The 25,396-nt window shown below is 73.0% G+C and carries 22 protein-coding genes and 2 pseudogenes; 16 read left to right on the top strand and 8 right to left on the bottom strand.

The genetic code is table 11. From position 1 onward, the window contains the following. Nucleotides 1-40: 40 nt before the first annotated feature. The gene (locus KUM32_RS10380) at nucleotides 41-784 is read right to left on the bottom strand and encodes a DNA polymerase beta superfamily protein (protein WP_217141539.1); all 744 of its coding nucleotides are present in this window, start codon (nucleotides 782-784) and stop codon (nucleotides 41-43) included. Between the two features lie 22 nt (nucleotides 785-806). Beyond that, nucleotides 807-1,250, bottom strand: coding sequence for a Rieske (2Fe-2S) protein (locus KUM32_RS10375; protein ID WP_217141538.1), 444 nt, complete (start codon nucleotides 1,248-1,250; stop codon nucleotides 807-809). A 154-nt stretch (nucleotides 1,251-1,404) separates the two neighbouring features. Here KUM32_RS10375 and aroH point away from each other — a divergent pair, with 154 nt between their 5' ends. The 5 genes from aroH (at nucleotide 1,405) to der (ending at nucleotide 6,111) form a co-directional block, all read left to right on the top strand. Further along, on the top strand, nucleotides 1,405-1,767 hold the full coding sequence (gene aroH, locus KUM32_RS10370) for a chorismate mutase (protein ID WP_217141537.1): 363 nt from the start codon (nucleotides 1,405-1,407) through the stop codon (nucleotides 1,765-1,767). Further along, nucleotides 1,764-2,849, top strand: a complete 1,086-nt coding sequence (locus KUM32_RS10365) for a prephenate dehydrogenase (RefSeq protein ID WP_217141536.1) — start codon at nucleotides 1,764-1,766, stop codon at nucleotides 2,847-2,849. The genes aroH and KUM32_RS10365 overlap by 4 nt, the downstream gene beginning before the upstream one ends. Nucleotides 2,850-3,135: 286 nt before the next feature. Further along, on the top strand, nucleotides 3,136-3,831 hold the full coding sequence (gene cmk / locus KUM32_RS10360) for a (d)CMP kinase (RefSeq protein ID WP_217141535.1): 696 nt from the start codon (nucleotides 3,136-3,138) through the stop codon (nucleotides 3,829-3,831). Between the two features lie 62 nt (nucleotides 3,832-3,893). Next, nucleotides 3,894-4,481, top strand: a complete 588-nt coding sequence (locus KUM32_RS10355) for a 1-acyl-sn-glycerol-3-phosphate acyltransferase (protein ID WP_254405338.1) — start codon at nucleotides 3,894-3,896, stop codon at nucleotides 4,479-4,481. Nucleotides 4,482-4,632: 151 nt separating this feature from the next. Beyond that, the gene (der, locus tag KUM32_RS10350) at nucleotides 4,633-6,111 is read left to right on the top strand and encodes a ribosome biogenesis GTPase Der (RefSeq protein WP_217141533.1); all 1,479 of its coding nucleotides are present in this window, start codon (nucleotides 4,633-4,635) and stop codon (nucleotides 6,109-6,111) included. Between the two features lie 65 nt (nucleotides 6,112-6,176). Here der and KUM32_RS10345 read toward each other — a convergent pair whose 3' ends face one another. Both KUM32_RS10345 and KUM32_RS10340 read right to left on the bottom strand, forming a co-directional pair. Next, complete coding sequence (locus KUM32_RS10345; RefSeq protein WP_217141532.1) at nucleotides 6,177-6,443, bottom strand: hypothetical protein; 267 nt, start codon at nucleotides 6,441-6,443, stop codon at nucleotides 6,177-6,179. 74 nt (nucleotides 6,444-6,517) lie between these two features. Next, nucleotides 6,518-7,303: a hypothetical protein gene (locus KUM32_RS10340; protein WP_217141531.1), complete on the bottom strand. Its 786-nt coding sequence runs from the start codon at nucleotides 7,301-7,303 to the stop codon at nucleotides 6,518-6,520. 1,312 nt (nucleotides 7,304-8,615) lie between these two features. Between KUM32_RS10340 and KUM32_RS10330 the strand changes: the two genes are divergently transcribed. Together KUM32_RS10330 and KUM32_RS10325 are read left to right on the top strand one after the other, a co-directional pair. Beyond that, entirely contained in the window at nucleotides 8,616-9,623 is a 1,008-nt protein-coding gene (locus KUM32_RS10330) for a YafY family protein (protein WP_217141530.1), read from the top strand. Nucleotides 9,624-9,990: 367 nt separating this feature from the next. After that, on the top strand, nucleotides 9,991-10,206 hold the full coding sequence (locus KUM32_RS10325; protein ID WP_217141529.1) for an I78 family peptidase inhibitor: 216 nt from the start codon (nucleotides 9,991-9,993) through the stop codon (nucleotides 10,204-10,206). 55 nt (nucleotides 10,207-10,261) lie between these two features. Here KUM32_RS10325 and KUM32_RS10320 read toward each other — a convergent pair whose 3' ends face one another. Together KUM32_RS10320 and KUM32_RS10315 are read right to left on the bottom strand one after the other, a co-directional pair. Continuing rightward, nucleotides 10,262-11,278, bottom strand: a complete 1,017-nt coding sequence (locus KUM32_RS10320; RefSeq protein ID WP_217141528.1) for a phosphatase PAP2 family protein — start codon at nucleotides 11,276-11,278, stop codon at nucleotides 10,262-10,264. Between the two features lie 235 nt (nucleotides 11,279-11,513). Then, nucleotides 11,514-12,701 carry a glycosyltransferase family 39 protein gene (locus KUM32_RS10315; protein ID WP_217141527.1) on the bottom strand — a complete coding sequence of 396 codons (1,188 nt, stop codon included), beginning with the start codon at nucleotides 12,699-12,701 and terminating at the stop codon, nucleotides 11,514-11,516. 259 nt (nucleotides 12,702-12,960) lie between these two features. Between KUM32_RS10315 and KUM32_RS10310 the strand changes: the two genes are divergently transcribed. Together KUM32_RS10310 and KUM32_RS10305 are read left to right on the top strand one after the other, a co-directional pair. Beyond that, entirely contained in the window at nucleotides 12,961-14,559 is a 1,599-nt protein-coding gene (locus KUM32_RS10310) for an MFS transporter (protein WP_217141526.1), read from the top strand. A gap of 106 nt (nucleotides 14,560-14,665) precedes the next feature. Continuing rightward, complete coding sequence (locus KUM32_RS10305) at nucleotides 14,666-15,859, top strand: acyl-CoA dehydrogenase family protein (RefSeq protein WP_217141525.1); 1,194 nt, start codon at nucleotides 14,666-14,668, stop codon at nucleotides 15,857-15,859. A 33-nt stretch (nucleotides 15,860-15,892) separates the two neighbouring features. On the opposite strand, the gene KUM32_RS10300 is transcribed toward KUM32_RS10305, so the two are convergent. Beyond that, the gene (locus KUM32_RS10300; RefSeq protein WP_217141524.1) at nucleotides 15,893-16,330 is read right to left on the bottom strand and encodes a cell division protein SepF; all 438 of its coding nucleotides are present in this window, start codon (nucleotides 16,328-16,330) and stop codon (nucleotides 15,893-15,895) included. Between the two features lie 287 nt (nucleotides 16,331-16,617). Here KUM32_RS10300 and KUM32_RS43355 point away from each other — a divergent pair, with 287 nt between their 5' ends. Then, on the top strand, nucleotides 16,618-17,802 hold the full coding sequence (locus KUM32_RS43355) for a DUF5685 family protein (RefSeq protein WP_308408629.1): 1,185 nt from the start codon (nucleotides 16,618-16,620) through the stop codon (nucleotides 17,800-17,802). A 92-nt stretch (nucleotides 17,803-17,894) separates the two neighbouring features. Here KUM32_RS43355 and KUM32_RS43350 read toward each other — a convergent pair. Then, nucleotides 17,895-18,014: pseudogene (locus tag KUM32_RS43350) on the bottom strand (ABC transporter substrate-binding protein); the annotation flags it as partial. A gap of 1,024 nt (nucleotides 18,015-19,038) precedes the next feature. Between KUM32_RS43350 and KUM32_RS10285 the strand changes: the two are divergent. The 6 genes and pseudogenes from KUM32_RS10285 to KUM32_RS10260 form a co-directional block, all read left to right on the top strand. Then, a pseudogene (locus tag KUM32_RS10285) lies at nucleotides 19,039-19,372 on the top strand (ectoine/hydroxyectoine ABC transporter ATP-binding protein EhuA); the annotation flags it as partial. Between the two features lie 41 nt (nucleotides 19,373-19,413). Further along, entirely contained in the window at nucleotides 19,414-20,493 is a 1,080-nt protein-coding gene (locus KUM32_RS10280; RefSeq protein WP_217141523.1) for an LLM class flavin-dependent oxidoreductase, read from the top strand. Next, nucleotides 20,490-21,803, top strand: coding sequence for an NtaA/DmoA family FMN-dependent monooxygenase (locus KUM32_RS10275; RefSeq protein ID WP_254405305.1), 1,314 nt, complete (start codon nucleotides 20,490-20,492; stop codon nucleotides 21,801-21,803). Before KUM32_RS10280 ends, KUM32_RS10275 begins: the two co-directional genes overlap by 4 nt. A 5-nt stretch (nucleotides 21,804-21,808) precedes the next feature. Next, complete coding sequence (locus KUM32_RS10270) at nucleotides 21,809-22,621, top strand: DUF1684 domain-containing protein (RefSeq protein WP_217141522.1); 813 nt, start codon at nucleotides 21,809-21,811, stop codon at nucleotides 22,619-22,621. A gap of 262 nt (nucleotides 22,622-22,883) precedes the next feature. Next, the gene (locus tag KUM32_RS10265) at nucleotides 22,884-23,789 is read left to right on the top strand and encodes a S1 family peptidase (RefSeq protein ID WP_217141521.1); all 906 of its coding nucleotides are present in this window, start codon (nucleotides 22,884-22,886) and stop codon (nucleotides 23,787-23,789) included. Nucleotides 23,790-24,247: 458 nt separating this feature from the next. Then, nucleotides 24,248-25,330 (top strand): S1 family peptidase, encoded by a 1,083-nt coding sequence (locus KUM32_RS10260; RefSeq protein ID WP_217141520.1) that lies wholly within the window; start codon nucleotides 24,248-24,250, stop codon nucleotides 25,328-25,330. Nucleotides 25,331-25,396: the final 66 nt, after the last annotated feature.

The following is a 25,396-nucleotide window of genomic DNA, read 5'->3' as shown; positions in this document are numbered from 1 at the left end:
GAGCGGCCGCACGGTGTACGGGACGAGGCGCGGGGCCGCGTCAGTCCTGCCCGACCCGCCCGCCGTCCACGACGCCCCGCACGACCTCGTCGAACGGATCCGTCCGGAGGGCCGAGGCGTGGCGGACGCGGACCAGGAAGTCCTCGACGCGGCGCCGGTCCGGCTCCACGGGCAGCGGACTGCGCCGGACGGCCTCCTCGCCCTCCCGGGCCAGGCGGGCCATCCGGGACACCACCTCCGGCCAGGGCACCTCACCGCGCTTCACGGCCAGCAGCGACTCGCGCCGGTCGCCGACGTCGATGGTGAGCGTGCCCGTGCGCAGCAGGTCGCGGGCGCTGGTCAGCAGCCGCAGCAGGTGCATGGCGTGTTTCCAGCGCGGGGCGCCGTGCGCGCGCACGGCGGCGTCCAGCTTGCGGCGCCGGCCGAGGGCGTAGCCGGAGAACGTCTCGTGGGCGCGGCGGGAGAGGAACGCCCCGCGCAGGGCGAGCAGTTCGCGGCCCGTGTCGTCGGCGTGCTCCACGAGCGGGGAGTGCAGGCACTCCAGGATGTTCGGGTTGCCGCGCAGAGCCAGCTCGCAGAAGCGCTCGAGCTCCCAGCTGAACTGCTCCTGCGCCGGGCCCTCCACGTGCGTCGGCGGTTTCTCGAATCGCCAGAACAGCGGGGTGGGCGCGAGGAACACACCCCGGCGGTCGGTGTCGCTGTCCTCCGTGGCCAGACCGAAGGCGCGCGAGCCCATGACACAGGCGTAGATCGTGTGGTCGCGTACCAGGGTCCCGGGATGCATGCGGGGAGCGTACGCGGGCACCTCAGGCCAGGTGGACCGAATTTCCCCGCACCGTGATCCGCTTCGCGGGCAGCGGTTCGGTCGCCGGTCCCTGCTCCACCGACCCGTCGGTGACGCTGAACCGGCTGTTGTGGCAGGCGCAGTCGATGACGCCGTCGCGCACGTCCGACACGATGCAGCCCTGGTGGGGACAGACCGCCGAGAAGGCCTTGAAGTCGCCCTGCTCCGGCTGGGTCACCACGACCTTCTCGTCCGCGAAGACCCTGCCGCCGCCCACCGGGATGTCGTGCGTCGACGCCAGTTTCGGCCCGGGGGCGGTCGCGACCTCCGAGGAGGCGCCGTCACCGCCGCGCTCGCCGCCGTCGTGGCCGCCGTCGCGGCTGTCGCCGCCACCGCCGCAGCCGACGGCGAGCGCGGCCGCGCCCGTCGAGAGGAGGGCCGTACGGCGCGTCGGGCTGTGGTTCATGGGGTCACTCCCAGCAGGGCACGAAAAGGAGATACCGGCAGCGGCCAGTGTCTCAGGAGGCGGGCGCCGCACACCGGTCCCACGCGGGCTGACTACGCTGGACGGACCAAGAGCCGGCACGCACGCCGGCACAACGTCTGCGAGGAGCATCGCCGTGGCGGTACGAGCGGTCCGGGGCGCCGTCCAACTGGAGCGGGACGAGGCCGGGCACATGGACGAGCAGGTCGCGGCCCTGCTGACGGCCGTCCTGGAGCGCAACGGCCTCACCGGTGACGACCTCATCAGCATCTGGTTCACGGCCACGCCCGACCTGCACAGCGACTTCCCGGCCGCCGCGGCCCGGGGGCTCGGCATCACGGACGTCCCGCTGATCTGCGCCCAGGAGCTGGACGTCGAGGGGGCCATGCCCCGCGTCGTGCGCGTCCTCGCCCACGTCGAGTCCGAACGGCCCCGCGCCGAGATCGCCCACGTCTACCTCGGCGCCGCCGCGGCCCTGCGCAAGGACATCGCCCAGTGAGAACCGCACTCGTCATCGGCACCGGCCTCATCGGCACCTCCGCCGCCCTCGCCCTCACCCAGCGGGGCGTCACCGTCCACCTCGCCGACCACGACCCCGAGCAGGCCCGTACGGCCGCCGCCCTGGGCGCCGGCACCGACGAGGCCCCACAGGGCCCGGTCGACCTCGTGATCGTCGCCGCCCCGCCCGCCCTGGTGGCCGACGTGCTCGCCGACGCCATGGGACGCGGCGCCGCCCGCGGGTACGTCGACGTGGCCAGCGTCAAGGGCGGTCCCCGGCGCGAGCTGGAGGCGCGGGGGCTCGACCTGTCGGCGTACATCGGCACGCACCCCATGTCGGGCCGTGAGAAGTCCGGCCCGCTGGCCGCCACGGGCGACCTCTTCGAGGGCCGCCCCTGGGTGCTGACCCCGACCCGGGACACCGACACCGAGGTGCTGAACCTCGCCCTGGAGCTGGTCTCGCACTGCCGCGCGGTGCCGGTGGTGATGGACGCCGACGCCCACGACCGCGCCGTCGCCCTCGTCTCCCACATGCCCCACCTGGTCTCGAACATGGTCGCCGCGCGCCTGGAGCACGCCGAGGAGGCCGCCGTACGGCTGTGCGGGCAGGGCATCCGCGACGTGACCCGGATCGCCGCCTCCGACCCCGGGATGTGGATCGACATCCTCTCCGCGAACCCGGGACCGGTCGCCGACCTGCTCACCGACGTCGCCGCCGACCTGGAGGAGACGGTACGGGCCCTGCGCGCCCTGCAGTCCTCCGACGAGGACAAGCGCCGCGAGGGAGGCGCCGGGATCGCCGAGGTGCTGCGGCGCGGCAACGCCGGACAGGTGCGGGTCCCGGGCAAGCACGGCTCGGCCCCGCGGGTCTACGAGACCGTGGCCGTCCTCATCGACGACCAGCCCGGCCAGCTCGCCCGCATCTTCGCCGACGCGGGACGGGCCGGGGTCAACATCGAGGACGTACGGATCGAGCACGCGACCGGTCAGCAGGCCGGTCTGGTGCAGCTGATGGTCGAGCCGAAGACCGCTCCCGCGCTGACGGCGGCCCTCAAGGAGCGGGGCTGGGCGCTCCGGCAGTGATCGCCCGCTCCGGGCGCCTGTCGGAGGGGTCCCGCAGAGCCAGTAACCTAGGACCTGTCCGACCATTCCCGTCTGCCCTGCGGCGCCTGGCACGCACGCTCGCCGTGTCGCCGGACACTCACGTGGCTCCGCCACGAGGGCGCGGTGGCGCCTCGCGGCCGCACGCACCGGACGCCGAAGGGCCCGCCCTCCGGGCGGACGACGGAAATGGCCGGACACATCCCGCGTGGGACGTGTCCGCGTCCCGCACACCGCTCACCGCACCGCACCAGGAAGGTGTCCCCTCGTGGAAAACGGCGCCGCCCCGACCGCCCCGGCCGTGATTGTCGCCATCGACGGCCCCTCCGGCACGGGCAAGTCGAGCACGTCGAAGGCCGTCGCCGCGCAGCTCGGCCTGAGCTACCTGGACACCGGCGCCCAGTACCGGGCGATCACGTGGTGGATGGTGACCAACGGCATCGACATAGCCGACCCGCACGCCGTCGCCGCCGCGGCCGGCAAGCCCGAGATCCTCTCCGGCACCGACCCGGCGAACCCGACCATCACGGTCGACGGCGTGGACGTGGCCGGCCCGATCCGCACCCAGGAGGTCACCTCCAAGGTCAGCGCGGTCAGCGCCGTTCCCGAGGTGCGCACCCGGATCACCGAGCTGCAGCGCACCATCGCCGCCGCCGCCCCGCTCGGCATCGTCGTCGAGGGCCGCGACATCGGCACCACCGTGCTGCCGGACGCCGACCTGAAGATCTTCCTCACCGCCTCGGCGGAGGCCCGCGCGGCCCGCCGCAACGGCGAGCTCAAGGGCGCCGACGTCAACGTCACGCGCGAGGCCCTGATCAAGCGGGACGCGGCCGACTCCAGCCGCAAGACCTCGCCGCTGGCCAAGGCGGACGACGCGGTCGAGGTGGACACCACTGACCTCACCCTCGCGCAGGTCATCGAGTGCGTCGTCACCCTCGTCGAGGAGAAGCGGGCGGGTAAGTGACCTCACCCTCCGTCCCCTCCGAGAAGGGCGCCGAGGTCGGGCGGCGCATCGGCGTCGGCCTGATGTACGGGCTGTGGAAGCCGCGTGTGCTCGGTTCCTGGCGGGTGCCCGCCACCGGTCCGGTGATCTACGCTGTCAACCACTCGCACAACATCGACGGCCCCATGGTCATGGGTGTGGCGCCGCGGCCGACACACTTCCTGATCAAGAAGGAGGCGTTCGTCGGGCCGCTCGGACGGTTCCTGACCGGCATCGGCCAGCTCGAGGTGGACCGCCACTCCACCGACCGCACGGCCATCGCCCGCGCGCTGGGAGTGCTGCAGAACGGCGGCGTGCTGGGCATCTTCCCGGAGGGCACCCGGGGCGAGGGCGACTTCGCCTCGCTGCGTGCCGGGCTCGCCTACTTCGCGGTGCGCAGCGGCGCACCGATCGTCCCCGTCGCGGTGCTGGGAAGTTCCGACCGGCCCGGACGGTTGATAAAGGGGCTGCCCCCGCTGCGCTCCCGCGTCGACGTCGTCTTCGGCGACCCGTTCGAGGCGGGCGACGGCAGCGGACGGCGGACCCGCAGGGCCCTGGACGAGGCCACCGAACGCATCCAGAAGCAGCTCACCGCGCACCTGGAGAACGCCAGGCGGCTCACCGGCCGCTAGGGTCTGCCTCGGGCCGTCCCGCGGCGTCGCGACGCCCGGCAGGCACGCTCGCCGTGGGGAGACCCGAGGCGGGCCCTGCGACACTTGAGTAGTGGATCACCCGGTACAGGGGTGGTCCACCGACCACCACGATGAACGAGGTACGGACTTCATGAACGACGACATCCACTCCGAGGGTTCGGGCGAGGAGCACGACCACGGGGCGCTTGGCGACGCCGAATACGCGCAGTTCATGGAGCTCGCCGCGGAAGAGGGCTTCGACCTCGAGGACGTCGAGGGCGCGATCGAGGCGGCCGGGCACGGCCCGCTGCCCGTCCTCGCGGTCGTCGGCCGCCCCAATGTCGGCAAGTCGACCCTGGTGAACCGCATCATCGGCCGCCGTGAGGCGGTCGTCGAGGACAAGCCCGGCGTCACCCGCGACCGCGTCACCTACGAGGCCGAATGGGCCGGCCGCCGCTTCAAGGTCGTCGACACCGGCGGCTGGGAGCAGGACGTCCTCGGCATCGACGCCTCCGTGGCCGCGCAGGCCGAGTACGCGATCGAGGCGGCCGACGCGGTCGTCTTCGTCGTGGACGCCAAGGTCGGCGCCACCGACACCGACGAGGCCGTCGTACGGCTGCTGCGCAAGGCCGGCAAGCCCGTCGTGCTGTGCGCCAACAAGGTGGACGGGCCGAGCGGCGAGGCCGACGCCGCCTATCTGTGGTCGCTGGGGCTGGGCGAACCGCACCCGGTCTCCGCGCTGCACGGCCGCGGCACCGGCGACATGCTGGACCGGGTCCTGGAGGCGCTGCCCGAGGCCCCGGCCCAGACCTTCGGCACCGCCGTCGGCGGCCCGCGCCGCATCGCCCTGATCGGCCGCCCGAACGTCGGCAAGTCCTCCCTGCTCAACAAGGTGGCGGGCGAGGAGCGGGTCGTCGTCAACGAACTGGCCGGCACCACCCGCGACCCGGTCGACGAGCTGATCGAACTGGGCGGGGTGACCTGGAAGTTCGTCGACACCGCGGGCATCCGCAAGCGCGTCCACCTCCAGCAGGGCGCCGACTACTACGCCTCGCTGCGCACCGCCGCCGCCGTCGAGAAGGCGGAGGTCGCCGTCGTCCTCATCGACGCCTCCGAGTCGATCTCGGTGCAGGACCAGCGGATCGTCACCATGGCCGTCGAGGCGGGACGCGCGATCGTCGTCGCCTACAACAAGTGGGACACGCTCGACGAGGAGCGCCGCTACTACCTGGAGCGGGAGATCGAGACCGAGCTCGGCCAGGTGGCGTGGGCACCCCGGGTCAACGTCTCGGCGCAGACCGGGCGCCACATGGAGAAGCTGGTCCCCGCGATCGAGACGGCCCTGGCCGGTTGGGAGACCCGCGTTCCGACGGGCCGGCTGAACGCCTTCCTCGGCGAACTGGTCGCCGCCCACCCGCACCCGGTGCGGGGCGGCAAGCAGCCGCGCATCCTCTTCGGTACGCAGGCGGGCACCAAGCCCCCGCGGTTCGTGCTCTTCGCCTCCGGCTTCATCGAGGCGGGCTACCGGCGCTTCATCGAGCGCCGGCTGCGCGAGGAGTTCGGCTTCGAGGGCACGCCGATCCACATCTCGGTGCGGGTGCGGGAGAAGCGCGGCGCGAAGAAGAAGTAGCGGTCCGAGCGACGAGAGAGGGCGACCCCGGCCGGGGTCGCCCTCTCTCGTCGCTCGGACGACGGTCAGGAACCCGAGCGCGGGGCCGGTGGCAGTGCGGCCGGGACGCGCTGCCACACCGACTGCTGGCCGAGGCGGGCGCCCGCGCTGTAGGCGCTGTGGGCGCCTCTGCCGCGCGGGATGCTCCTGAAGGCGGTGAACCCCAGCTCCTCCTCGCCGCTGCGATCGCCCGGCAGCGATCGGAAGGACCTGACGTACTCGGCGTAGAGCGCGTCGTAGATCGGCGTGGCCGAGGGGCCGCCGTGGCGGTGGAAGGCGTCGTATGCGTGCACGTATGTCCAAACGACCCCGGGGTGGAAGGGATGCGGCCCGGGCGGCGGCGGTTGCGGCCGTGCACCGACGGCGCTCAGGTCCCCGCGAGCGGGAGCGTCGCCGCGACCAGTTGCCCGTTCGCCGCCGCCTTGTCCAGTGCGTCCCGCAGCAGGTCCTCGCGCGGCTGCCGCCCGATCGTCCCGACGGGCGCCGCGTAGAGCAGTACCTGCTGGTACTTGCCGGCCGCCGTGCGCCAGGCCTCGGTCACCTGGAGGGGCTGGTGCGCCTGCCACCAGGCCACCGGCCGGCCGCCCTCCCCGCCCGGCTGGAGCACCGCGTGCAGCTGCCCCGTCGCGAGCAGCACCGACCAGCCGTGCAGTACGGCCGGCGGGGCGGACAACGCGGTGACGGGCAGGAAGCCCTGCTCGATGAGCAGCGGCAGGAAGTCGTCGCCGGCGCCGGCCGTGCCGGGCCGCGCGATGGGGGCGGTCGGTTCCACCACGAGCGCCGGGCGCAGCTCCCCGGCGATCAGGACCAGTCCGCTGGTGACGCCGAGCACGGCCTGTGCGGGTGCGGCCCTCGCGGGCTCCGGGGGGCGGGCGTTGTCGGCGCTGATGGACCGCACCGCGCCCTGGAGCTGCTCCTCGGTGACCTTGACGACCTGCGAGGGCAGACAGCCGGCGTGGGCGAAGGCGAGGACGGCGGTCTCCTCGCCGACGAAGAGAACGGTGCTGGTGCGCTCCTGCTCGCAGTCGCCCGGCGTGCGGCAGGACGTGCAGTCGTAGGTGCCCGGGGCGGACACCCCGGCGAGCAGGCGGTCGGCTTCTTCGTCGCCGATCTCGGCGCGTACGTCGTCGCTGAGGTCGAGCATGCGCGGCACGGGTGGCTCCCTCGGGATGCGGTGCGCGGCCGGACCGGTTGGCTCCCGGCCCGTGGTCCGGGTGGGTCCCCGGCTCATGCAGAAGACAACGGGCGATCTGTGGCGGGAGTCACGCCCCGCGGCCAACCGAATCGAACCATCCGGCGCGTACGCCCCGTCGTCCGCCGGAATCCTCCGGCAGCCGCCAAGTGCCGTGAGGAGCAAGGGTGTTGCCTCGGTCGGGCGGGGCACGGGTCGCCCCGTCGGTTGGTCGACAAATCAGGAAATCAGCGAATGAAGTGGGTGGCTGAAAAGGGTGTGCGCCGAGGGCTGCCGAAACCGGTCCGGAAGGGCGGGCCGGGCCGGTGCCTCCGCCGCCCCGGCGGTCGTGATCACGCCGCCATCCGGCACGGACGACCAGAAGGCGCTGTTTCGGGGCTGACCGGACGAGGAGACACCCGGGGAGGAACCGCAACCGCATGACGCCCCCGCCCGCACCGGCCGCCCCGCTGCGCGCCGACTGCATCGGTGACTCCGCGGGCCGGCCCGACCTTCGACTCGCCGCGCACGGGGACACCGCGGCGGCCCTCCTGGTACTGCGCCGCCGCGCCGCGGACGACGAGGTCTTCCTGCCGCTCGCCCCGGGCGCCGAGGGCCGGCCGCGCGCGGCACTGCCCAGCAGCGTCGCCCTGCCCGAGGGCCGGTGGGACGCCTACGCGCGCGTGTCCGATACGCGTGCGTGTCCGACGGCGAGCCGCGGCGTCTGGTGCCCGGCGTCACCGACCTGCGCTCCCTCGCCGCCCGCATCCCCGGCGGACTGCCCTGCCACGTGGCCGTCCGCATCTCGTACGCCACCCGGGCAGGGCAACCTCACCGTCCGCAGCCGGCTGCGTGCCCCGCACGCGCAGCTCACGGACGGCGCGCTGACGGTGCGCGGGCGGGTGTACGGCACGCGGCTCGCCCCCGGCGCCCAATGCCGAGCCGCGCCTGCGGCCCGGCACCGGCGAGGGCGGCACGCGCCGGCTGGGCGTCGTGGCCGAGCGGACCGGTTTCGGCTTCACCGTGCCCCACGACACCCTGGCGTCGGGCGTGTGGGACCTGTGGCTGCGGCCCGTCGGCGAGCCCGGACCGCGCGTGCGGCCGGCGCGGCTGCTGGACGACGTCGCCGACAAGCAGCCCGTCCTCACCTACCCACGCGCGTGCGGACGCCGCACGGCCTCGTGGAGGCCGGCCCGTACTGCACGCGGGACGACGACCTGTCGGTGTCCGTCACCGCGCCGGCCGCCTGAACCGCGGACCGTACCTGTCCGCAACCACTGGCAGACTCGGCACCATGCTCGAGACCTCGGCACGACTGCTGCGCCTGCTCTCCCTCCTCCAGGCCCACCGCGAGTGGTCCGGCACCGACCTGGCCGACCGCCTCGGCGTCTCCCCGCGCACCGTGCGCCGGGACGTGGACCGCCTGCGCGAGCTGGGCTACCCCGTCAACGCCAGCCCCGGCACCGGCGGCGGCTACCAGCTGGGCGCGGGCGCCGAGCTGCCGCCGCTGCTGCTGGACGACGACGAGGCCGTCGCCGTCGTCGTCGGGCTGCGCGCGTCCGCCGGACAGGGCATCGAGGGGATCGGCGAGACCTCCGTCCGCGCCCTCGCCAAACTGGAACAGGTGCTGCCGAACCGGCTGCGCCGCCGCGTGGGCGCCCTCAACGCCTTCACCGTGCCGATGCTGCGCGGGCCCGAGCCCTCCGCCGTCGACCCGGGCGTGCTGACCGAGCTGGCCCACCTGTGCCGGGACGGCGAGCGGCTGCGCTTCGCCTACCGCGGCCATGACGGCACCGAATCCCGCCGCACCGTCGAGCCGTACCGTCTGGTGTGCTCCGAGCGCCGCTGGTACCTGGTCGCCTTCGATCTGGACCGGACGGACTGGCGGACCTTCCGGGTGGACCGCGTCACGCCGCAGCCGCCGCACGGACCCCGCTTCGTCCCCCGCGATCCGCCCGCCGCGGACCTGGCCGCCTACGTCTCCGAGGGTGTCTCCACGCGCGCGTACGCCACGCACGCCCGGGTCCGGCTGCTGGTGCCCGTGGAGAAGGCCGCCGAGCGGATCTCGCCCACCGCCGGGGTCCTGGAGGCGGAGGGCCCGGAGAGCTGCGTCCTGCGCACCGGCGCCGCGAGTCCGGACGTCATGGTGGTGCACCTGATGCTGCTGGGCTTCGACTTCGAGGTGCTGGAGCCGGCCGGGCTGACGGAGACGATCAGGACGGTCCGCGACCGGCTCACCCGCACCCTGTCCCGGGCCGGGGAGCGGGTACCCCGGTACGGGGAACCTGTGACCGAAACATGAGTTTCCTGTGCCGACGACCGGTTTCCGTAAGTCCGGACGGAGTCGCTTCGGAGTCGTTTCCGAGTCGACCGCAGGCCGATCGCGAGTCGATTCCAGGTCGATTCCGGATCGTTCGGCCGCGGAATGGGGGAGGCCCCCGGGGTGCGTCGAAGGTCTTTCTCGCCCGTTTATTCGAGGGGTCGGTGCGACACGCGGTGATTTACCTCGAATGCCTGCGGAAGGAGTACGGAACCGTCCGTTCGTGTGACGGAGTTCGGTCAAAACGTGGCACGTGATCCTGTGACAGAAATGTGACCGGAGGGGCCTTCGTCACACCTGATACCGGCCTGGGCTTCCACGGTCGTGGGGCAGGGCATAGCGTGGCGGCATGGCACCGATTCCGACACCCTCAGGGGAACCCCAGGACAGTCCGGACAGGTACGTCGGCCTCGATTCCGAGGCGGCCGAACGGCAGGCGCGCTCACGGGGCTGGGCCACGGTGCGGTCGCTGGCGCCGGGGACGATCATCACGATGGAGTACCGGGTGGGCCGGCTCAACTTCGAGGTGAAGGACGGCCGGGTGGCCCGGGCCTGGAAGGGCTGACGCGCGGGGGAGCCGCGGGGCGTGCGGGTCCCCCCGCGTCGTCGCGTGAAGGGGGTCAGCCGCCCGACGGATGGCGGGCGGCCGAGGCCGGGTTCCGCGGGTGGCGGTCGGCGTGCGGCGGCCGGCGGCTGCCCGCCGGGGTGACCGGCGTGCGGTCCGAGCGGGTCGTGTGCGGCCCCGGGGCCAGGTAGACCGGTGCCCGGGTGCGGGGCGCGGCGAGCGGCTCGCGGGCCGGGGCCTCCTCCCGGCCGGAGGTCGTGGGGGTGAGGACCACGGGGGCGCTGACCGGCTGCTTCGCCGGCGCCGCACGGCCGCGCCGGGCGTACCAGCGGTCGCGCAGGCCGAGGATCCAGGCCTCGGCGCGAGTGATCAGCGGCTCCAGCCACGGCAGCGCCAGCAGGATCAGCAGCCCCGCCGCCCAGCCGAGGAGCACGTCGCTGAGCCAGTGCGTACCGAGGTAGACGGTGGACATGCCCACCCCGAGCGAGGTGACCGCCGACAGGGCCGACAGCCAGCGCCGGGCCCTGGGCGTCGAGGCCAGGTAGGCCAGGATGCCCCAGGTCACGACGGCGTTCGCGGTGTGACCGCTCGGAAATATATCGCCGCCGCGCCACATCTCGTTCGAGCCGATCGTGGTCGCGTAGTGCGGCCCCAGCCGGCCCATGCCGTACTTGGCGGCACCGACCGTGACGTTCAGCAGGAGCAGCGAGACGCCCAGCGCGAGCAGGGGGCGCAGCGTGTGCTGCCGCCAGGAGCGCCAGCCCAGCCAGGCCGCGACCATCACCGCGGTGGGGCCGCGCTGGCCGAGCACCACGTAGTAGTCGACGAACGCGTGGATCTCCGGCCACTGCTGGTAGGGCCGGAAGAACATGACCTGCCAGTCGAGCCGCACCAGCCACGAGGTGATCAGTACGGCCCACACGATCGCGATGTAGAACGCGAGGGTCCCGGCGAACAGCGCGAACCTGTGCCGGCTCATCTCCGGCACGTCCAGGAGGGCCGGTCGTTCCGGCTCCCGGTCCAGTCTCGCGAACACCCGGTCCAGACGGGTGAGCTTCCGTTCGGTACGCACCCAATCGACGTTACAGCGAGTGAGGAGTGATCCCGGCCGAATCAAGGGCTTTGTGATGACGATGTGATGTGGGATTCCTCTCAGGCGGCAGTTCATTTACCGGGAATCCCTAATCCGCTGCAACTCCGGACTTCAATTACTTTGATCGGTCCGGTCGGCCGTCTTATTGCGCTTATGAATTCGTTCACCGAATGCTGGCGTGGAATTCTCCGCACCGCCATCGGCGACCGGGGCCTCAGGGTGGCCCGGAGCCGTTCAGCCAGAACGCCCCGTACACCGCCGACGCCACCGCGACCGCGCCCACGACCGGTGCCGACCTGGACGTTCGGAGCCGGGCCAGGGCCAGGGCGAGCGGCAGCAGCAGCGGGAAGGCGGGCAGCAGCAGCCGCGGCTTCGAACCGAAGTAGCTCGACGCGCACAGGGCGAGGAGGGTGACGATCCCCGCGTACACCAGCAGCGCGAGCGGCTGGCGCTGCCGTACGCAGGCGACGTACAGCCGGACGAGCAGGGCCACACCGACGACCAGCCCGACGCCCGCCAGGGCCGACGGGAACGACGTGAACTTCTCGGCGGTGAACCGGGCGAAGGCCAGGCCGCCGTCGAAGCCGTTGCGCCAGCCCGCCTGGACGTCGAGGTAGCCGAGCGGCCCCTTGCCGGTGCGGTGGCCGACCCACAGGACGTAGCCGGCGGCGCCCAGGGGTGCGAGGAGCACGCCGAGTGCGCGCCGTGCGCCGTCGCCCGGGGCGCTCTCCGGTCCGTGGGCGCCGTCCGGGGCGCCCTCGCTCCGGCTTCGCCCGAATGCCGCGATCGCGGCCACCCACACCGCCGCCGTCACCGCGAGCCCGACCGGGCGGGTCAGCCCGGCCAGCGCGGCCAGCGTCCCCGCCACGACCCAGCGCCCGGTCAGCACCGCGTACAGCGACCAGGCGGCGAGCGCAGTGAACAGGGACTCGCTGTACGCCATCGACTGCACGATCCCGACCGGGAGCACCGCCCACAGCAGCACCGCGCACACCGCGGGCCGACGGCCGTACACGTGCTCGGCCACCGCGAAGATCCCCCAGGCCGCGGCGAGCGAGGCGAGCAGCGAGACGACGAACCCGGCGTCGGCGAAGGACAGCGGCGTCACCGCCGCGCCGAGCCGCTCCAGCCAGGGCAGCAGCGGGAAGAAGGCCAGGTTGGAGTGCACGTCGCCGTTCGGCAGACGCACCTCGTAGCCGTAACCCAGCTCGGCCACCCTGGTGTACCAGAGGGAGTCCCAGCGGGCGGTCAGCAGTGTGTACGCGCTCTTGTCGCGCGCGGCGCTCCACAGGGCCAGGGCGAGCAGACCCAGGGCGCGTACGGTCGCGTAGCCGAGAAGCGCCGGGGCGGCCCGGCGCAGGACTCCGGGGCGGCCGGGGGCGCGCGTTTCAAGATCGGTCACGGGCCCGATTATCTGCCGTGCGCGGGGGCGACCGGCCGGCCGGGGCGGGCGGCTCCCGGGGTGCGGTGGCGCATGCCACACAGGTCACGCGGGATGTGTGAGGCCCGCCACGTGCGTGATGCACGGTCTCGCGTACCCTGACGACTCACTCGCGTTCCGTTGCCCGGCCCGGAGCCCCCACGTCTCTGCGGCCGAACCGCAGGGAGTCCCCACCCCGCGCAGCCCGCCGGACGCGAGGGAACATCTGGGAGGTACGTACATGTCCGGGACGACCACGGCTGCCGCCGCGCTGCGCCGCCGGGCGGCCGGGGCCGGTGCCAACCGCTGGGTCGTCCTCGTCGTCCTCTGCGTCAGCCTGCTGCTCGTCGCCGTCGACGGCACCGTGCTGCACGTGGCGGTTCCCGCCGTCACCGAGGACCTCAGGCCCGGCGCCATCGAACTGCTCTGGATCGTCGACGTCTATCCGCTCGTCTGCGCCTCGCTGCTGATCCTGTTCGGCACGCTGGGTGACCGGGTGGGCCGCAGGCGGATCCTGCTGCTCGGCTACGCGCTCTTCGGCGTCGCCTCCGCGCTCGCGGCCCTCGCCGGCACCGCCCAGGTCCTGATCGTGGCGCGGGCGCTGCTCGGCGTCGGCGGCGCCATGATCATGCCGGCGACGCTGTCGATCCTGCGCCAGGTCTTCCCCGACCGGCGGGAGCGGGCCCTGGCCATCGGCGTCTGGAGCGCCGTGGCCGCCGTCGGCGCGGCGGTCGGGCCGCTGCTCGGCGGCTTCCTGCTCGAGCACTTCTGGTGGGGCTCGGTCTTCCTCGTCAACATCCCGCTGATGCTGGTCAGCCTGCCGGTGGGGCGGTTGCTGCTGCCCGAGTCGAAGGGCGACGGCCGCGGTCCCTGGGACGTGGTCGGCGCGCTGATGGCGGCGGCCGGTTTGTCCGGGGTCGTCCTGGGCGTGAAGCGGCTGGGCGGCGGGGAGCCGGTGGTGAGCGTGTTCACCGTGCTGCCGCTGGTGGTCGGCGCGGTCCTGCTGGCCGGGTTCGTGCGACGGCAGCGGCGGCGTACGTACCCGCTGGTGGACCTGCGGATGTTCCGGCGGCCGGCGTTCAGCACGTCGGTGGGGTGCATCGTGCTGGCGATGCTGGCGCTGGTGGGTCTGGAGCTGATCGCGGCGCAGTACCTTCAGCTGGTGCTCGGGCTGTCCCCGCTGGAGACCGGGCTGCGGCTGCTGCCGCTGACCTTCGCCGCGATGGCGGCGGGTCTGGCGGGCGCGCGGATGCTGCGCCGGTTCGGGCCGCGCCGGATGGTGTGCGCCGGGTTCTGTCTGACGGCCGTGGCGGTGGTGCTGCTGACGGCGATGGGCCGGGCCGACAACTGCGCGCTGCTGCTGTCCGGGTTCGTCCTGCTCGGCTTCGGGCTGGAGACCACGCTGTTCGGGGCGTACGAGTCGATGCTGAGCGAGGCCCCGCAGGCGCAGGCCGGCGGGGCGGCGGCGATCGGGGAGACGTCGTACCAACTGGGCGCCGGGATCGGGATCGCCCTGCTGGGCACCGTGATGAACGCGGCGTACGCGCCCGGGCTGGCGGGGGGTGTGCCCGGGGTGCCGGCGTCGGCATCGGCGGCCGCGGGGCACTCGCTGGGGGAGGCGTACGAGGTCGCCGGGCAGCTGGGCGGGCCCGCGGGGGGCGCGCTGCGGCGGGCCGCCGCGGACGCGTTCGTGCACGGGCTGCACGTGACGTTGGTGGTGAGCGCGGGGTTGTTGCTGCTGGGGGCGGTGATGGCGTTGCGGTTGCCGCGGGTGATGCAGTGCGAGGGGGTTTCCGTGCCCGCGCCCCGGGACACGGTGGAGTCGCGCGTCTCGGTGTGAGCGCACGGGGTGGGAGACCATGGTGGACGTGCGGGACGCCGCGTCGTAACGTCGGCACGCAACCGTAACTAGCAGCGCTAGTTTTCGCCGTCCCGGAGGGTGCCCCATGGCTGTGTCGTCCCCCCAGTCGCCCGCGTTCGACCCCGCAGACCCCCTCGGCCTCGACGACCTCCTGGAACCGGAGGACCTGGCGATCCGGGACACCATGCGGCGGTGGGCCGCGGACCACGTCCTGCCGCACGTCGGGGAGTGGTACGAGAGGGGCGAGCTGCCCGGCATCCGGGAGCTCGCCCGCGAACTGGGCGGCATCGGCGCGCTCGGCATGTCGCTCGAGGGCTACGGCTGCGCCGGCGCGACCGCCGTGCAGTACGGCCTGGCCTGCCTGGAGCTGGAGGCGGCCGACTCCGGCATCCGCTCCCTGGTCTCCGTGCAGGGCTCCCTCGCCATGTACGCCGTCCACCGCTTCGGCAGCGAGGAACAGAAGCGGGCGTGGCTGCCGCGCATGGCAGCCGGCGAGGTCATCGGCTGCTTCGGGCTGACCGAGCCCGACCACGGCTCCGACCCCGCCGGCATGCGCACCCACGCCAGGCGCGACGGCGCGGACTGGATCCTGAGCGGCCGCAAGATGTGGATCACCAACGGGTCGGTGGCCGGTGTCGCCGTCGTCTGGGCGCGGACCGAGGACGGTATCCGCGGCTTCGTCGTACCCACCGACAGTACCGGCTTCTCCGCGCCCGAGATCAAGCACAAGTGGTCCCTGCGGGCCAGCGTCACCAGCGAGCTCGTGCTCGACGACGTACGGTTGCCCGCCGACGCCGTGCTGCCGGAGGTGACCGGCCTGCGCGGACCGCTCAGCTGCCTCTCCCACGCCCGTTACGGCATCGTCTGGGGCGCGATGGGCGCGGCCCGCAGCTCCTTCGAGGCGGCCCTGGAGTACGCGAAGTCGCGGGAGCAGTTCGGGCGGGCCATCGGAGGGTTCCAGCTCACCCAGGCCAAGCTCGCCGACATGGCGGTCGAACTGCACAAGGGGATTCTGCTCGCCCACCACCTGGGGCGGCGCATGGACGCCGGCCGCCTGCGACCCGAGCAGGTCAGCTTCGGCAAGCTCAACAACGTACGCGAGGCCATCGGCATCTGCCGTACGGCCCGCACGATCCTCGGCGCCAACGGGATCTCCCTGGAGTATCCCGTGATGCGGCACGCGACGAACCTGGAATCGGTGCTCACCTACGAAGGCACCGTCGAGATGCACCAGCTGGTGCTGGGCAAGGCGCTCACCGGACTCGACGCCTTCCGGTGAGGCGGGGGCGGGGCCGTGGTGCGCGGCCCCGCCTCAGCTCTGGTTGAAGAAACCGTCGGAACGGTGCGCGGCGGACTCGCCGCTGATGACCTGGGTGTCGGCCGGGCTCAGCAGGAACACCCGGGTGGACACCCGCTCGATCGAACCCCGCAGACCGAAGATGAGCCCGGCCGCGAAGTCGACCACACGCTTGGCGTCGGTGGCCTCCATGGCCGTCAGGTTGATGATGACCGGGACGCCCTCCCGGAACAGCTCGCCGATGGCGCGCGCGTCCCGGAAGCTGTCCGGGGTGACCGTGCCGATGCGGCGGCCCTTCTCCTCGGCCACGTCCGTGGCCACCTTCACCCGGGGGTCCGTGACCCAGGCGTCCCCGGACTCGGGGCCCTCCGAGTAGTCGTCGTCGTAGTAGCGCTCGTCATCGTTGTCGTCGACGAGGCCGAGCCACGCACTCGCCTTGCGTACCGATCCCATGGACGCCTCCTCTCACAGCGTTCTTTCGTGCTTCCGCATCCCTATGGTCATCCATGATGCGGACGTCGCGCCAAGTGGATAGACGCCGCGCGGGGGGTTTGTGACGGTACTGGTGCACAGCGGATCCGTCGAGAGTCCTTGTGTCCCAAGGCCCGTTTCCCAAACGGGTGCTGACCGTGAGTGAAATATGATTCTTCCTGGCGTACGGGTGAGCGAGCGGGCGTACGGGTGAACTCGACAGCGATACGATGCCGCAGCTCAGCGTCGTACGAACCACGGGGGACGTAGTGTTCGGAATCGTCAGGCCGTGCAGGCACCGGCTGGGAGAGAGCCTCACGAGCCAGTGGATGGCGCATTTGTGCGGATTGTGTCTCGCACTGCGCAAGGACCACGGACAGTTCGCGCGGATCGTGACGAACTATGACGGGTTGCTCATATCGGTTTTGACGGAGGCTCAGGCCGGTGTCCGCGGCGGCAGGGGCGCCGGGCGGCGTACGGCGGGGCCGTGCCCGCTGCGCGGGATGCGCACCGCGTCCGTGGCGCACGGTGAGGGAGCGCGGCTCGCGGCCGCCGTCTCCCTGGTGCTGGCCTCGGCGAAGGTGCGCGACCACGTCGCTGACGGGGACGGGCTGCTGGCCCGCCGGCCGGTGGCCCTCGCCGCCCGCCGGGTCGCCGCGGGCTGGGACGCGGCCGGCGCCCGCAGTGGCAGTGCCGTCGGGTTCGACACCGCCGTACTGGTCGACGCCGTCGACCGGCAGACCGGCATCGAGGCGCTCGCCGGGCCCGGCACGCCCCTGCTCACCGTCACCGAGCCGACCGAGACCGCGACCGCCGCCGCGTTCGCGCACACCGCCCACCTCGCCGGACGGCCGCACAACGCCGCGCCGCTCGCCGAGGCCGGACGCCTCTTCGGCCGGCTCGCCCACCTGCTGGACGCCGTGGAGGACCGGGAGGCCGACGCCGCGGCGGGCGCCTGGAACCCGCTCACCGCCACCGGCACCCCGCTGACCGAGGCCCGGCGGCTGGCCGACGACGCCGTGCACGGGGTGCGCCTCGCGCTGCGCGAGGCGGAGTTCACCGACGGCCGGCTGGTGCACCGGCTGCTCGTGCACGAGCTGGGCAACTCCGTCGACCGCGCCTTCGGCACCGCCTCCCGCGCCCACGGCAGCCACCCGTACACCCCGCCCGGCACCACCCCGGGTGCGCCCGGCGGCCCCGGTGCGCCGATGCCTCCGGAGCCGCCCCGCCGCGACCGGCGCGGCCTGCTCGCGGGGTGCGCCGTGTGGCTGGGGCTGGCCTGTACGTGCCAGTTGTGCTGCGGCACGTACCACGACCCGTGGAGCGGGGAGCGCAAGCAAGGGCCGTGCGCCAACTGCGACTGCAGCAGCTGTGGTGACTGCTGCGAGTGCTGCGAGTGCTGCAGCAACTGCGGCGACGGGTGCTGCTGCGACGGCTGCGGGTGCGACTGCTGAGAGGCCGTCGGTCCGGTGCCGGCGCCGGTCGTCACCTTCAGGCCGCACGGCTGCCTCAGGTCCGTGACCTCGGACGGCTCGCTGTCCTCGCGGGCGGCGAAACCCTGCCCGCCGTGGATGCAGGTGACGAAGTCGATGGACTTCCGCCGCTCCTCGGTCACACCGGAGCCGGCGGCGCCGACGTCGTGCTTGCCGCTGTCCAGGGCGGGCAGGAGCGCCTCGAAGGACGCCTGTTCCGTCGTGAGGCGGATGCCGGGCGCGCCCGCGACGGTGTGCGAAGTCGACGTCCTGGCCGGTCAGCGTCCTGCCGCCGGTCGGACAGGTGGTGCCGGGCGGGGCACCGCCCACGCTGACGGCGAGGGTGGGTTCCCCGGTGCCGGGCGGCGGCAGCTTCGCGGCGGCCGCGTTCTCCGTGACGTCGGAGACGACGTCCGTGGTGGGGACCGCGTCGGAGCCGGCCGCCGCCCCCGCGACGTTCCCGGCGGGGTCGCCGGAGCCGCACGCGGTGAGCAGCAGGGCCGCCGAGACGACCAGGATGAAAGGTGTGAAGGGTCTTTTCCGGGCACGCCTGGGCGTATGCGCGGCAGTGGTCTCCTGGGAGCGGAGGGAGGCAGGGGACGGCACGAGGGGAGGGGTGCGCGTGTGAAGGCGGGGAGGAGAAGACGGGAAACCCGAAGAGCCCCGACGGTGTCAGGTGATCAGGGCAGGCAGGGGGGTCGGCTCAACAGGAACAGGACCACACTCGACCGAAGTCGATGTGGGAGCGCGTGACCAGCCACTGCTGCGGATGCATGGGCCAAGTGGAACAGGCATCCGGTTCCGCGTCAACGATCTGAGGCGCGCGGCTCACAGTCTGGACATCCTTGACAGCGGACCGAACCGTCCCCGTACCCTCGGCGGACGGCCCTGCTGAGGGGCTCGGCCGTGTGAAGGCACCACCCACCGTGTCCGGCTGACTCGATGTCACGGAGCCTTCACATGTCCTCCGACACCCTCGCCCAGCCCGTCGCCGTACCGGAGACCCCGGACAAGGCGGACCTCCCGCGGATCCTCCCGGAGCGCCGCCTCGGCCGGTGGACGGCAGCCGTCGCCGTCCTCGTCCTCCTCGGACCGGCCGTCAACTCCGTCCTGCGCGACGACGCCTTCCCGTGGGGCGTCGTCGCCGACCGCTCCACCTCCGACGCCGTGCTGCGCGGCCTGTGGCTCGCCCCCTGGCTGACCGCCGTCGTCATGGTCCTCGGCTTCGTCTTCCAGAACTTCCCTCTCTTCCCGCACCTGACCGTGCTGGAGAACATCACCGAGGCACCGGTCTCGGCGCTGAGGCCGTCGCGCCGCGAGGCCGTCGACGCGGCACGCCGGCTGCCGGAGCGGGCCGGGCTCGCGGACAAGGACCTGGCCCGCCGGGGCACCATCATGATCGTTCGTCACCCACGAGATCGGGTTCGCCCGCGAGGCCGCCGGCACCGTGGTGTTCAGGGACGACGGGCGCATCGTCGAGCAGGGCCCGCCCGGTGACGTGCTGGAGCGCCCGCACGAGCGCACCCGGGCCTTCCTCTCCGAAGTCCTCTGAAACCGCGGCTTCGTTCCCGCACCAGAAAGGGATGACCCCCCATGACCTCCTCCCACGGCAGGGGGCGGCTGCACCTGGCCGCCGCCCTGGACCTGCGGTCGGCGTACGACGCCGATCCCTACGTGGCCGCCGCGCGGCTCGCCGAACGCGGCGCGCTCGACTTCGTGACCCTGGGCGACGGGTTCGCCCGCCCCGGTCCCGACGCGCTCGCCGTCCTGTCCCGGGTCGCCCCTGCCACGCACCGCGTCGGCCTGGTCCCCACCGTCACCGTCACCCACACCGAGCCCTTCCACGTCCAGGCCGCCGTGGCGACCCTCGACTGGGTCAGCCGCGGCCGGGCCGGCTGGCGGATCGAGGTGTCCACCACCGAGGGCGAGGCCCGTCTCTTCGGCCGTCGGCACGCCGCACCCGCCGAAGCGCTCTGGCAGGAGGCCGGCGAGGTCGCCGATGTCGCGGCACGCCTGTGGGACAGCTGGGAGGACGACGCCGAGACCCGGGACGTGGCCACCGGTCGCTTCGTCGACCGGGACAAGCTGCACCACGTCGACTTCACCGGCTCCGCCTTCTCGGTCAGGGGCCCCTCGATCGTGCCGCGCCCCCCGCAGGGCCACCCCGTGCGGGTGGTCGACGCCACCGGGGAGCCCGCCCGCGCGGTCGCCGCCCGGTACGCCGACGTGGCGCTCGTCCGCACCGCGCACCCCGCCGAGGCCGCCGCCGCGCGGGCCGAACTGCGGGCGTCCGCGGCGGCGCACGGCCGGGACCCGGACGACCTGCGGGTCCTCGCCGCCCTGGACGTCGACCTCGCGGACGGCGAGTACGCGGCCGACCCCGGCCACGGCGGGGGCGGGCCCCGGACCACGCCACGGGGTCCGCTGTACCGCGGCGGCCCGGTCGACCTGGCGGAACTGATCGCCGCCTGGCACCGGGACGGCACCGTCGACGGCTTCCACCTCACGCCGGCCCAGCCGGGCCGCGACCTGGAACGGCTCGTCAACGGCACCGTGCCCCTGCTCCAGCACCGGGGCCTGTTCCGCACCTTCTACCCGGGCAGCACGCTCCGGGACCACCTGGGCCTGACCCGGCCCGCCAACCAGTACGCCGTCGCAGGGGGGACCTCATGACCGTACGCGGGAAAACGACCGTACGCGGGAACACCGCCGGACGCCGGGGCATGCACCTCGCCGCGCACTTCCCCGGCGTGAACAACACCACCGTCCGGGCCGATCCGCGCTCGGGCTCGCAGATCGAGTTCGCCTCCTTCGAGCACCTCGCCCGTACCGCCGAGCGCGGCCTGTTCGACTTCTTCCTCCTCGCCGAAGGGCTGTGGTTGCGCGAGCACAAGGGACGCATCCACGACCGGGACGTGGTCGGCCGCCCGGAGTCCCTGACCGTCCTGAACGCGCTCGCCGCCGTCACCGAGCACCTGGGGCTGGCCGCCACGGTCAACACCACCTTCAACGAGCCCTACGAACTCGCCCGGAGGCTCGCCACCCTGGACCACCTCAGTGGCGGCCGGGCGGCCTGGAACGTGGTCACCTCCTCCGACGCCTTCACCGGCGAGAACTTCCGGCGCGGCGGTTTCCTGGACCACTTTGAGAGGTACACCCGCGCCGCCGAGTTCGTGGCCACCGCCCGGGAGCTGTGGGACTCCTGGACCCCGGACGGCACACCCCGCCCCTTCGCCCACCACGGGAGGCACTTCGACATCGCGGGTGAGTTCACCGTGCCGCGCTCCCCGCAGGGACACCCCGTGGTGATCCAGGCGGGCGACTCCGACGAGGGCCGGGAGTTCGCCGCCTCCTGCGCCGACGTGATCTTCACGCGGCACGGCACCCTGGAGGCGGGCCGCGCCTTCTACGCCGACGTCAAACGGCGCCTGGCGAAGTACGGCCGGAGCCCGGACGACCTCAAGATCATGCCGGGCGTCACCGTCGTCCTCGGGGACACCGCCGCCGAGGCACGGGAACGGGCGGAGGAGATCCGGTGGCAGCAGGTCTCCCCGCGGACCGCGCTGCTGACGCCGGAGCAGGTCCGGGGCGTCGACCTGTCCGCGTACGACCCCGACGGGCCGCTGCCCGACATCGAACCGGTGGCCGGCCCGCGGCTCGGCCAGGGGCGGGTCCGGTACGGCGACAGCGTCGCGGTCGCCGAGAAGCGGGGGCTGTCCATCCGCCAGACCGTGATCGAGACGACCGCCCGGCCGTCCTTCGTCGGCACTCCCGAGGAGGTCGCCGCCGGACTGGAGGCGTTCGTGGCCGAGGACGCCGCCGACGGCTTCATCCTCGTACCCCATCTGACCCCGGGCGGGCTGGACGAGTTCGTGGACCGGGTGGTCCCCTTGCTGCAGGAACGGGGTGTGTTCCGTACCGCGTACGAGGGCGCCACCCTGCGGTCCCACCTCGGTCTGGCGGACCCGGTGGGGAAGGGGTGATCTCCATGACGACGGACGCGACGGACGCGACGGACGCCTCGGACGCCTCGGACGCGTGGAGGCGGTGGCGCGAGCACCGCGCCGCGACGGTGTCGGCGCCCTACGGGCCGCTCGCGCTGACCGGAACCCACTGGCTGGAGGACTGTCCGGACGGACGACTTCCGGGCATCCCCGGGACCTGGACGCCGGACGGCGACGGGGTGCTGCTGACGGCCACCGGCGCGGACGCGCGCACCGTGGACGGGCGGTCCCTCGACGGTGACGTGCGGCTCACGGCCGACCGGGGCCCGGCGAGCGCGGCCCGGGTGGCCCACGGCGAGCGGCGCCTGGTGGTCCTGGTCCGCGAGGGCCTGTGGGGCGTGCGCGACTTCGACCCGGCCGCGCGGACGCGGCGCGTGTTCCGGGGCATCGCGGCCACGCCGTACGATCCCCGCTGGTCGGCACCGGGGCACTTCACGCCGTACGCCACCGGGCGGCGCAGCGTGCGGGTGCCGAGCGCGGACGGCAGGGAGCGCGGGCTCGGCCTCGGCGGTGAGCTGGCCTTCGAACTGGCCGGGCGGGAGCACACGCTCCAGGTGAGCGTCGAGGGGGACGGCTCGCTGTGGGCCGTCTTCGCCGACGCCACCAGCGGGAGCACCAGTCACCGCTTCCGTTTCCTGCGCCCGGCCGCGCCGGACGCCGAGGGGTGTACGGCGGTCGACTTCAACCGCGCGCTGCTGCCGCCGTGCGCGTTCGCCGACCACTTCGTCTGTCCCTTCCCGCCGCCGGGGAACACGCTGGAGGTCCGGATCGAGGCGGGGGAGCGCGCAGCGCGCTGAGATCCGGCGGGGGCGGCAGAAGCCCTTCAAAGTCCCGTTCAAAGGCCTGTTCAAGGCCTGCTCACAGGCCCTTTCACGGCCGCCCCGAAGGCCGGCGGCCGAAAGGCACTCTTGCGCCGACCGGCCGTTCGGCCGAATACTCCAACCTCAGCGCTTGTCAGGGGCACGACCTTTCCGGAACCCGGAGGTCCGTCCCTGGCTGCGCCTCACGGGCCCCAACCCCACGAGAGGGCCCCCTACTTCCTTTGTGGAGGAACGAGAAGTGAGGATCAAGCGCACCACCCCCCGCAGCGGCATCACGAGACGGACCCGGCTGATCGCCGTTTCCGCCGGCCTCGTGGCCGCAGCCGCGATCGCGATCCCCAGCGCGAACGCGTCCGAGACCCCCGCCACCTTCAGCGCCGCCGAACTCAGCAGCGCCAGCGGCGCGGTGCTGAAGGCCGACGTCCCGGGCACCGCCTGGGCCGTCGACAACAAGACCGGCCGGGTACTCCTCACGGTCGACAGCACGGTCTCCCAGGCCGAGATCGCGAAGATCAAGGAGCAGGCCGGTGACAAGGCCGGCGCGCTCACGGTCAAGCGCACCCCCGGCACGTTCAACAAGCTCATCCAGGGCGGTGACGCCATCTACGCGAGCAGCTGGCGCTGCTCCCTCGGCTTCAACGTCCAGAACAGCAGCGGTCAGCAGTTCTTCCTGACCGCCGGCCACTGCACGGACGGCGCGGGTTCCTGGTACTCCAACTCCGGCCGCACCACGGTCATCGGCTCGACGACCGGCTCCAGCTTCCCGGGCAACGACTACGGCATCGTCCGGTACTCGGGCTCCGTCAGCCGGCCCGGCACCGCGAACGGCGTGGACATCACCCGCGCGGCCACCCCGAGCGTGGGCACCACCGTCATCCGCGACGGCTCCACGACCGGCACCCACAGCGGCCGGGTCACCGCCCTGAACGCCACCGTCAACTACGGCGGCGGCGACATAGTCTCCGGGCTGATACAGACCACGGTCTGCGCCGAGCCCGGTGACTCCGGCGGCCCGCTCTACGGGAGCAACGGCACCGCGTACGGTCTGACCTCCGGCGGCAGCGGCAACTGCTCCTCCGGCGGGACGACGTTCTTCCAGCCGGTCACGGAGGCCCTGAGCGCCTACGGCGTCAGCGTCTACTAGACCGTCCACCGGAGCGCAGCCGGCAGCGCACCGCGAGCCCCCGTACACCGACAGGTGTGCGGGGGCTCTCCCCTGCCCGGCGTCGGCGCGCCTCTCACCGGTGCGCCCCTCACCGGTGCGCCCCTCGCCGGCGTGCTCGGTCCGGTGACGCCATCGCGTGTAGACGCACATCTGAGGCCCGGAACGCAAGAGGTGAATTTCGGACAGGGATGGTTCCGGTCGGCCGGCCTCCGGTTGCTTGCTCGTAACGTTTGCTGGATCGTCCGCCGCGCGAATCCCGCTGGAAGCGGCATGAAGGGTGAAGGCCGTGTGACCGTGCTGGAGTTGTCGTGCGCACGTCCTGAAGTCGACCTTGTGTGCTCCCTGTGGAATCGGAAGAGTGAGCGCTCGTCAACCAGCCTTCCGGCCCGTGAGGACCCCACGACCTCGCGGGCCGACCCCCCACAGGAGGACGTGAGTTGAAGCACCGACGCATACCCAGGCGGCGGACCGCCGTGGTAGGTGCGGGAATCACCGCGCTGATCGCCGCGGGAGTCACCTTCCAGAGTGCGAACGCCAGCGAGGCCCCGAAGGCCACCGCGCCCGAGACCCTGTCGGTCACGGCGGCCGGAAAGCTCGCCTCCACGCTGCTCGGTGACCTCGGCACCGACGCGGCGGGCACGTACTACGACGCGCAGACCAAGAGCCTCGTGGTCAACGTGCTCGACGACGCCGCCGCGCGGACCGTCGAGGAGGCCGGCGCCAAGGCCAGAATCGTCGAGAACTCGCTCGCCGAGCTGAAGAGCGCGCGCACCACCCTCGCCGAGGACGCGGCCGTCCCGGGCACCTCCTGGGCGACCGACCCGACCGCCAACAAGGTCGTCGTCACCGCCGACCGCACGGTCTCCGGGGCCGAGTGGGCCAAGCTGACCAAGGTGGTCGACGGGCTCGGCGCCAAGGCCGAGCTCAAGCGGACCAAGGGCGAGTACAAGCCCTTCGTCGCGGGCGGCGACGCCATCACTGGAGGCGGGGGGCGCTGCTCCCTCGGCTTCAACGTGACCAAGGGCGGCGAGCCGTACTTCATCACGGCCGGCCACTGCACCGAGTCCATCTCGACCTGGTCCGACTCCTCCGGGAACGTGATCGGCGAGAACGAGGCGTCCAGCTTCCCGGACGACGACTACGGCCTGGTCAAGTACACCGCCGACGTGGACCACCCCAGCGAGGTGAACCTCTACGACGGCTCCTCCCAGGCCATCTCGGGCGCCGCCGAGGCCACCGTCGGCATGGAGGTGACCCGCAGCGGCTCCACCACCCAGGTGCACTCCGGCACGGTCACCGGCCTGGACGCCACCGTGAACTACGGCAACGGCGACATCGTCAACGGCCTGATCCAGACCGACGTCTGCGCCGAGCCCGGCGACAGCGGCGGCTCGCTCTTCTCGGGCGACAAGGCCATCGGCCTCACCTCCGGCGGCAGCGGTGACTGCACCTCGGGCGGCGAGACCTTCTTCCAGCCGGTGACGGAGGCCCTGTCGGCCACCGGTACGCAGATCGGCTGACCGCACACCGCGCACAGCAGCACGCAGAAGTCCCGTCCCGCGCGCGAGGGGCGGGACTTCCGCGTG

It is taken from the genome of Streptomyces sp. AC627_RSS907 (genome assembly GCF_019049165.1).
Note: the sequence above shows the minus strand (reverse complement) of the source record. Positions and strands in the feature narration are given on the sequence as shown.

What these genes read in the sequence shown, in the direction of transcription:
- KUM32_RS10280 (WP_217141523.1), top strand. Translation starts at nt 19,414, where the DNA reads ATGACCTCCTCCCACGGCAGGGGGCGGCTGCACCTGGCCGCCGCCCTG.
- KUM32_RS10325 (WP_217141529.1), top strand. Translation starts at nt 9,991, where the DNA reads ATGGCACCGATTCCGACACCCTCAGGGGAACCCCAGGACAGTCCGGAC.
- KUM32_RS10330 (WP_217141530.1), top strand. Translation starts at nt 8,616, where the DNA reads ATGCTCGAGACCTCGGCACGACTGCTGCGCCTGCTCTCCCTCCTCCAG.
- der (WP_217141533.1), top strand. Translation starts at nt 4,633, where the DNA reads ATGAACGACGACATCCACTCCGAGGGTTCGGGCGAGGAGCACGACCAC.
- KUM32_RS10380 (WP_217141539.1), bottom strand. Translation starts at nt 784, where the DNA reads ATGCATCCCGGGACCCTGGTACGCGACCACACGATCTACGCCTGTGTC.
- KUM32_RS10275 (WP_254405305.1), top strand. Translation starts at nt 20,490, where the DNA reads ATGACCGTACGCGGGAAAACGACCGTACGCGGGAACACCGCCGGACGC.
- KUM32_RS10305 (WP_217141525.1), top strand. Translation starts at nt 14,666, where the DNA reads ATGGCTGTGTCGTCCCCCCAGTCGCCCGCGTTCGACCCCGCAGACCCC.
- KUM32_RS10355 (WP_254405338.1), top strand. Translation starts at nt 3,894, where the DNA reads ATGTACGGGCTGTGGAAGCCGCGTGTGCTCGGTTCCTGGCGGGTGCCC.
- KUM32_RS10375 (WP_217141538.1), bottom strand. Translation starts at nt 1,250, where the DNA reads ATGAACCACAGCCCGACGCGCCGTACGGCCCTCCTCTCGACGGGCGCG.
- KUM32_RS10310 (WP_217141526.1), top strand. Translation starts at nt 12,961, where the DNA reads ATGTCCGGGACGACCACGGCTGCCGCCGCGCTGCGCCGCCGGGCGGCC.
- KUM32_RS10270 (WP_217141522.1), top strand. Translation starts at nt 21,809, where the DNA reads ATGACGACGGACGCGACGGACGCGACGGACGCCTCGGACGCCTCGGAC.
- KUM32_RS10300 (WP_217141524.1), bottom strand. Translation starts at nt 16,330, where the DNA reads ATGGGATCGGTACGCAAGGCGAGTGCGTGGCTCGGCCTCGTCGACGAC.